The organism is Peribacillus cavernae, from assembly GCF_003989135.1.
GTDB classification, from domain to species: Bacteria; Bacillota; Bacilli; order Bacillales; family DSM-1321; genus Peribacillus; species Peribacillus cavernae.
This window is the reverse complement of record NZ_RYZZ01000040.1, coordinates 48,054-55,468: the sequence shown is the minus strand read 5'-3', so window position 1 is coordinate 55,468 and position 7,415 is coordinate 48,054. Positions and strand designations below refer to the sequence as shown.

At 40.5% G+C, this 7,415-nt stretch carries 6 protein-coding genes; 2 read left to right on the top strand and 4 right to left on the bottom strand.

Annotation, left to right across the window (positions count from 1 at the left end):
* Nucleotides 1-170: 170 nt before the first annotated feature.
* The 3 genes from ELQ35_RS20115 to ELQ35_RS20105 are packed head-to-tail and all read right to left on the bottom strand — an operon-like array spanning nucleotide 171 to nucleotide 3,393.
* Nucleotides 171-1,214, bottom strand: a complete 1,044-nt coding sequence (locus ELQ35_RS20115) for a tyrosine-type recombinase/integrase (protein ID WP_126866965.1) — start codon at nucleotides 1,212-1,214, stop codon at nucleotides 171-173.
* Entirely contained in the window at nucleotides 1,208-2,170 is a 963-nt protein-coding gene (locus tag ELQ35_RS20110; protein WP_126866964.1) for a tyrosine-type recombinase/integrase, read from the bottom strand. The genes ELQ35_RS20115 and ELQ35_RS20110 overlap by 7 nt, the downstream gene beginning before the upstream one ends.
* Complete coding sequence (locus tag ELQ35_RS20105) at nucleotides 2,167-3,393, bottom strand: site-specific integrase (protein ID WP_126866963.1); 1,227 nt, start codon at nucleotides 3,391-3,393, stop codon at nucleotides 2,167-2,169. The genes ELQ35_RS20110 and ELQ35_RS20105 overlap by 4 nt, the downstream gene beginning before the upstream one ends.
* 254 nt (nucleotides 3,394-3,647) lie before the next feature.
* Between ELQ35_RS20105 and abc-f the strand changes: the two genes are divergently transcribed.
* Both abc-f and ELQ35_RS20095 read left to right on the top strand, forming a co-directional pair.
* Nucleotides 3,648-5,525: a ribosomal protection-like ABC-F family protein gene (abc-f, locus tag ELQ35_RS20100; protein ID WP_126866962.1), complete on the top strand. Its 1,878-nt coding sequence runs from the start codon at nucleotides 3,648-3,650 to the stop codon at nucleotides 5,523-5,525.
* Nucleotides 5,526-5,670: 145 nt separating this feature from the next.
* Complete coding sequence (locus tag ELQ35_RS20095; protein WP_126866961.1) at nucleotides 5,671-6,846, top strand: LL-diaminopimelate aminotransferase; 1,176 nt, start codon at nucleotides 5,671-5,673, stop codon at nucleotides 6,844-6,846.
* Nucleotides 6,847-7,009: 163 nt separating this feature from the next.
* Here ELQ35_RS20095 and ELQ35_RS20090 read toward each other — a convergent pair whose 3' ends face one another.
* Nucleotides 7,010-7,207 (bottom strand): ChaB family protein, encoded by a 198-nt coding sequence (locus tag ELQ35_RS20090; protein WP_126866960.1) that lies wholly within the window; start codon nucleotides 7,205-7,207, stop codon nucleotides 7,010-7,012.
* Between the last annotated feature and the right edge of the window lie 208 nt (nucleotides 7,208-7,415).

Sequence of the window (7,415 nt, the reverse complement as noted above, 5' to 3'; positions counted from 1 at the left end):
AGCCGTATGCGGGAAATCCGCACGTACGGTTTGATTATCCCGACTTCCGGATAATCAAACTTATCCCGACTTCTATATTATTCCGACTTTTATAGTTAACCATCAAAAAACACAGGACTTTTATATGTTTTTGATGGCTAACCAGCTTAAAAAAATCGGAATAATTAGGTCTATAATAAACCATAAAGACGTTTGATTAATTCTTCATCATTCTGCCATGATGTAACTTTCTGTTCCTGTGTCAAAGGATTTAGTCTGCTTGTTGCTTTTTCTATCGCTTCTCTTTTCATTTGTGTGTCCGCATTTGCATAAATCTTAGTTGTTTCCAATTGTGCATGTCCCAACCATTCCGACAGGAGTGCCAGTGGCATACCGCCGCGGTAAAGGTGCATTGATCTGGAATGACGAAACATATGCGGATGAATACCTTCAGGTACTTTATTACATTGATCTCTCGCTGTTTTCCCATATCGCTTCATGAATTTCTCAACATTATCAGCTGACATTGCCTGTCTTTTCCCTTTTTGTATAACATAGAACAAAAATTCGTCTGTAACCTTTCCGTCATGAAAGAGTCGAATGTAATTATTATAGTGATCAATGGTTTTCTTCATGAGTGGAACGATTCTTATTTTGTTTCCTTTTCCTGTTAATACTGCGTGAGAATCCTTCGCAGACACATGAATGTCACTGACTTTTAAGTTAAGTATTTCCTGATTTCTTCCAGCAGTGTCATACATCAATATCATGAAAAAGAGATCTCGTATACCTTTTCTGGTACCCGTATCAGGTTGTGCTAGGATTGCCTTTAATGCATCTTCTTCAAAGAATTTCACTTGTTGTGTTTTCTGCGTCTTTTTAATGGGTATCTTTTCAAGTTCAAGGGTATAGGCAGTGACCGACAGGTCCCTACTTCCGACATATTTATAGAAGGAACGTATACTAGAAAGCCTGTGGTTTCTGGTTGGAATGCTACATTTGCGGGTTTCTTCTAACCAATCAAGATAGCCTTCCACTGTTTTCCTAGATATTCTTTCAAAAGAAACATCAATCAACTGAAGGTTTTCCTCCTCTTTCAGGTATTCTAGTAGAAGGTTCAGCGACTCCCTATAAGACTTAATAGTATTCGCACTGCTTGCCTTTTGTTTTGGCAAATAAACTGTGAGGAAATCCCGTACCATCTGGTAAAACCTCAAGTTTTCCGATTTTACCATGGCGATACCTCCGGTATCAGTGCTAAAAATGAATCCCAATCAATCGCATTGGAGCGAGTCAGATTTGCAGGAAGGAGATGGATATAATAGGCGGTATCAGAAAATCTAACATGTCCCATATATGTACTTAAGTATGGAAGCTTTGCATATAAGTCTACTCCTTCATCTAGCCAATTCATCATGACTGCCGATGCAAATCTGTGACGTAGATCGTATACGCGTACTCTTGCAGAACATTGTACAGGTTGGAAACGTTCCCATATCGATCGAAATTGCCTGGTAAGCCATTTAGCGGAATACGGTATACCTTCTGGATTTGGAAAAAAGTATTCGCTTTCGGGTGAAAATATCTTAAGCTTTTCATTATAAGCTATGCAGAAATTTCTTATGTCATCTGACATTGGCACAATACGTTCTCTATGCGTTTTATTCTTACGAATAAAGAGGGTACCACTATCCAGATCCACATCTGATTTCTTAAGTTCACGTCCCTCATTCGGACGTAGACCGCAGAAATAAATCAGTCTTAATAATGCAGGGACAATTAGATGACGATTTGGTGTGTTTTGGTTTCTCTTTATGCGGTCAGCTTCGGTAAAAATAGCTCTAAGTTCTTCATCTGTAAATATATACGGTATAAATAAGGACTTGCCTCCTGAAAAGTTAGAAGGTATAACATAGCTCTCGATACCAATCGCATTTAGATACTTTCCGAATTCTCTTAAAGGAACAAGCCTTCTGCGAAATCCTGACTGACTTTCTGTAGGTCGCATTATTGCCCACGCATGGACAAGTTCCATGGTCAGTCTGTTTTCCTGCGGATAATTTTCCCTGCAGAATCTGCTAAAATCACGAAGAAACCCCTCATATGTACGTCTTTGATATCCTAGACTCACCTTAAATTCAAGCATTTCCTCAATATATGGGGTAAAAAGGCTTTCGATTTCATTTTTCATACTCGGACCTCCCCGATGGTGCCAAAACTTAATGCGCACTGTTTCAGACCATTAGTATCTAAGGAGATATACTGCTTAGCAGTTTCTGGCGAATGGTGCCCTAGTACCTGTGAAACTGTAGTTACGGGTATTCCCTGAACCACCATTTCCGTCCCAAGTGTCCGGCGAAGTCCATGAAAGGTTTTTCCGTCACCAACAGTATGGCTGATGCCGGCACTCTTGAGATATTTCCGAAATACGCAGGAGACAGACACTCCGTCTTGAAACTTATGATAGGGTGCGAGACTTCTCAGAAACATATAAGAGGATTCTGATTTTGGTCTACCGTTAAGAATGTAATCAATTATGGCATTGCCAGCCCGTTCTTCCAAGGGGAGTGATAGCGGCTGTTTTGTTTTTCCTTGTATCAGATGAATCTCATTATTTTTCCAGTCAACATCCGTCAGTTTTAGATTTGCGATGTCACCTGCACGTAGTCCAGTGGTGATACCAAGTTGGATGATGGCATAATCCCTTTTCCCTACCGGTGTTTCTGTATTTATCTGTTTTAGTATTAGGTTTAATTCTTCTGGTAAAAAACAGGGGAGCACTTTCTTGTCACGGGCTCTTGGTACAAAAAGAACTGGTTCGAAACGGATATCAAGCATTCCCTCAGCCCGGAAGTAAGTATGAAGTTTTCTTAGTACCGTTATTACATCATCCATGCTTTTTGGACGATAGGTAAACATATCAACAATGAAATAGCGAATATCTGATGGTGAGATACCCTCAATAGTGTGGTGACCTTGTGTAGTCAGAAAAAGGAAGTACCTCTCGGTAATGGATCTATATATACCGATTCGGCAGATATTACCGAGACTCGAAAGAAATCTTGTCAGGAATTCCTCATAATAGCGGGAAAGTAGGGAATCATTTTTGGTTATAAAAACTTTCCACTCAAAACTGCCAGTTTTGTATAGCTCATTAAGAATTCTAAGACCTCGTATTCGCCAACGGAAGGTCTTTCGTGAAATATTACCCTCAAAAAATAGTTCCTGGTAACGACTGCTGAGTTCATCCATCAGCTCAGTACGATAGAATGTTTCAGATCTCTTTTGGTAGAAATCTAAGACTGGCTGGAAAGCGCGATGATGATAGGAATCAATACTGCCATTACACAATTGGAGTTCGATCAACTTGGCGGTAGCAATTTCAATTAATTCTTTGATTGCGACTTCATTCATAACATATTACCTCCAATAAAAATAGATTTGGTTGTTAGCCAAATCTATTATTAGATGGTCTATATGTAAGTCACAACAGGAAAATTTATTATTCCGACTTTTTTTACTGTTTTTAGAAAAAAGAAGTTATTTTCCATGTGTTTGATTTGATTCAACTAGGGAGTCGGGATAATCCAAAAGTCGGGATAAGTTTGACGAGGGGTCCGAGGGCGAAAGCCCTCGTCCTACTCTACTTTTTGAAAGGAGTTTTACTAATGATCGTTTGCAGTGTACAACAAGTTGTGAAAATGTTTGGTGGAAATCTAATTTTTGAAAATCTTTCTTTTGAAATACATGAAAATGACAGAATCGGCTTGGTGGGCCGAAATGGCAGCGGCAAGACGACAATTATGAAAATTATCGCGGGGACAGAATCTGCCGATAGTGGCCAGATTCATCTGAAAAAAGGACTGCAAGTAGGATACCTTGCCCAAATACCAACTTTCTCACAGAAAATGACAGGACGGGATGTACTAATGTCCGCTTTCTCTGAGGCTTTGTCCATTTCAAAAAGGCTTAATGAGTATGAGGGGAATATGGCAAGCATACAGGATGAAAAAGAAATGGCAAGGGTCCTTGATGAGTATGGAAGCCTTCAGGAGAAATTCACACTTCTTGATGGTTATGAAATCGAAGCGAAGGTCATGAAGGTGGTAAATGGGCTGAAAATCGAAGCTTTGCTGGAGTCTCCGTTTTCAAGTATGAGTGGAGGGGAGCGGACAAAGGTTTGTTTAGGGCTTATTCTGCTTCAACAGCCTGGCCTTCTGTTACTTGATGAACCGACGAACCATCTCGATATATCAGCTGTCGAATGGCTTGAGCAGTTTATAAAAGAATACGAGGGAACCGTGGTCACCATTTCGCATGATCGCTACTTTTTGGATGAAATCGCGACAAAAGTCATTGATTTAGAGGATGGGGAAGTGACCATCTATCATGCAAATTACTCGGGCTTTGTGAAAGAAAAAGAGAAGCGTCTCCTGGAAGAGTTTCAGACTTATCAGGAACAGCAAAAGAAAATCAAAAAGATGAAAGAAGCCATAAAACGTCTGCGGGAATGGGCTAATCAGGCAAACCCGCCAAATGAAGGCCTTCATAAGCGCGCGAGGAATATGGAGCGTGCGCTCGAGAAAATAGAGAAAGTAAAACGGCCAATTTTAGAGAGAAAGAAAATAGGGCTGCAATTTGATGCTGCTGATAGAAGCGGAAAAGACGTGGTATCGGTAAAAGGAGCTGCAAAGTCCTTTGGAGAAAAACTGCTTTTTCAAGATGTCAATCTAGATCTTCAGTTCAGGGAAAGAGCGGCTATTGTTGGGGATAATGGTACCGGGAAGTCAACTCTTTTAAAGATGATTCGTGGTGAGATGACAGCGGATGTTGGGAGAGTTCGTGTAGGGAGCAACGTAAAGGCGGGCTATTTGTCGCAGCATCTGTATACTACTGACGGCAACATAACTGTCCTTGAAGCCTTTCGGGAAGAAGCACTTGTTCCGGAAGGGGAAGCAAGACATATCCTCGCCGGGTTCTTATTTTACGGTCCGGCTGTTTTTCGCAAAGTCGGACAGTTGAGCGGCGGGGAAAGGATGAGGCTTCGTTTAGCCCAGCTTATGCACCAGGATATTAACCTTTTGATTCTCGATGAACCAACAAACCATCTTGATATTGATTCACGCGAAGTCCTTGAAGACGCTCTTGAGACTTTTCAGGGCACGATTTTAGCAGTTTCGCATGACCGGTATTTGCTCAATAAGCTTTTTGAAAAAACGTATTGGCTGGAAGACGGAAAGCTGCACCATTTTACGGGGAATTACAGCTGGGCAAGAAAGAAGCTGGACGAACGAAAGACACAGGAAGAAAAAAGGCAGGAAAAGGTACCACCTATAAAAATGGTGGAGATGAAAAATACTTCGATTGAAAAAGAGATTGAAAAACTGGAAAAACAGCTGGAAGAAGCTGAGAGCATCCTTGCGGAATTGACTATCATAATGGAACAGGAAAATTCCCTTGAGAAATTGCAAAGCTACTTTGAACAACAGAAATTGATGGAAGAAAAGCGGGATGAAATATATCAGCAATTAGAAAGGTTCCTATAAGAAGGCAAGCTGTCGTCGACTTCTTTCAGAGCATTGTGAAAAAATCATCATAAAAGCATGGTGTATTGTGAAATGTTTTTATAAAATGAAACAAAGGTCATTTATAAATTTTAAGTGATATGTAGCAATGGAGGAGAAATGGGAAATGAATATAGCTCCGTCAGAAAAGATGAAAAATTTCACAACCGGTATTTTCACTGAGTTAGCCAATCGAAAACGCGATGCTATGAAACAAGGGATGGACGTAATCGATTTGAGTGTAGGAAGTCCAGATTTGCCGCCACCTTCTTTTGTTGTTGATACACTTGTTCAGTACGCTAAAGACACAACCAAGTATGGCTATACGTTGAAAGGAATCCCGGCATTTCATGAAGCGGTTGGATATTTTTATGCACATCGTTACGGGGTAGAACTCGACCCGGATAAGGAAGTGCTTCAGCTCATGGGTTCACAGGATGGACTAGCCCACCTAGCAACTGCTCTTGTTAACCCTGGGGAGTATGTGTTGGTACCAGACCCTGGCTATCCAATTTATGAAGCAAGTGTCTCGCTTGCTGGCGGAATCATTTATCCGATGCCGTTAACAGCTGAAAATAAATTTCTGCCAAACCTGGAGCAAATCCCACTGGAAGTTTTGGAAAAAACGAAAATGATGATCATCAGTTATCCCGGGAATCCGGTAGCTGCTTTAGCGGACAAAGTCTTTTTTGAACAGGTAGTCAAGTTTGCCAAAGATCATAATATCCTGGTTGTTCATGATTTTGCTTACTCCGAGTTAATATTCGACGATAATCCGCAGATTAGCTTTATGTCGGTACCAGGAGCAAAAGACGTAGGAATTGAATTTAATTCCCTCTCTAAAACATTCAATATGGCAGGCACACGTATCGGCTATGTTGTAGGTAATGAACAAGTACTTAACATACTTGGAACGTTAAAATCGCACATTGACTATGGGGTATTTTACCCGGTTCAAAAAGCAGCTGAAATTGCGCTTACCTCCGACTACTCGATTCTTCGTGAACAGGTAAAGGAGTATGAGGCACGCCGGGATTCCTTGCTGTTAGGACTTGAAAAAAGCGGTTGGCAAGTACCAAGGTCTTCGGCAACTATGTTTGTTTGGGCGAAAATTCCAAAGGGTTGGAAGTCCCGCGACTTTGCTTATCAATTGATTGAACAGGCGGGAGTTGCTATTGTGCCTGGGGATGCTTTTGGAAACCAAGGTGAAGGCTATGTTCGGATAGCGCTGGTTCAGCCTCCAGAGCGGCTTGCTGTGGCGGCGGAGCGGATTCAAGAGTTTCTGGAAAAAAGCATGGAATAAGAGATGTGCATACCAACAGAGCATTGAATATATGCGGGTGTTCCAAAAGTCTAGCTGGAACACCCTCTTTTTGGGCAAAAATAAAAGATTGGGTATATTAATTTCAACATAACAAAATTTACCAAATGGGCGAATCTATGTTTTTGACGATAACATGGACCAACTATTTTTCAACCCATTTGTCATTATCGTCTTTTTTATATTTCTTTTTAACAGCACTCCAAGCTACTTTAAATGCTCTTTCTTCTTCTTTATATTCATCACTGGCTGAATTAAAAGCTTCTTTAAAAATCTCTTGAGCATGATGTGGCAGATTATCTTTTACTGCATCAGGAAGTTCATTTAAGGAATGATAAGGCATTCTTATTCCTCCTTGTTTAAAGTTAATATCTTATTTTCTCTATTTCCTAAAATCAATGATTCTAAACGCACCAAAATTGCCCAAGTCGAGCGTGCATATATTGAATTAAAGTATATAAATGCATTTTCATAATTACCGTGACCATTGTGGAACCGATCCTGTTATTCGAAATTTGATTTTAACGCTATAAACGAAGAATAACAGGGAA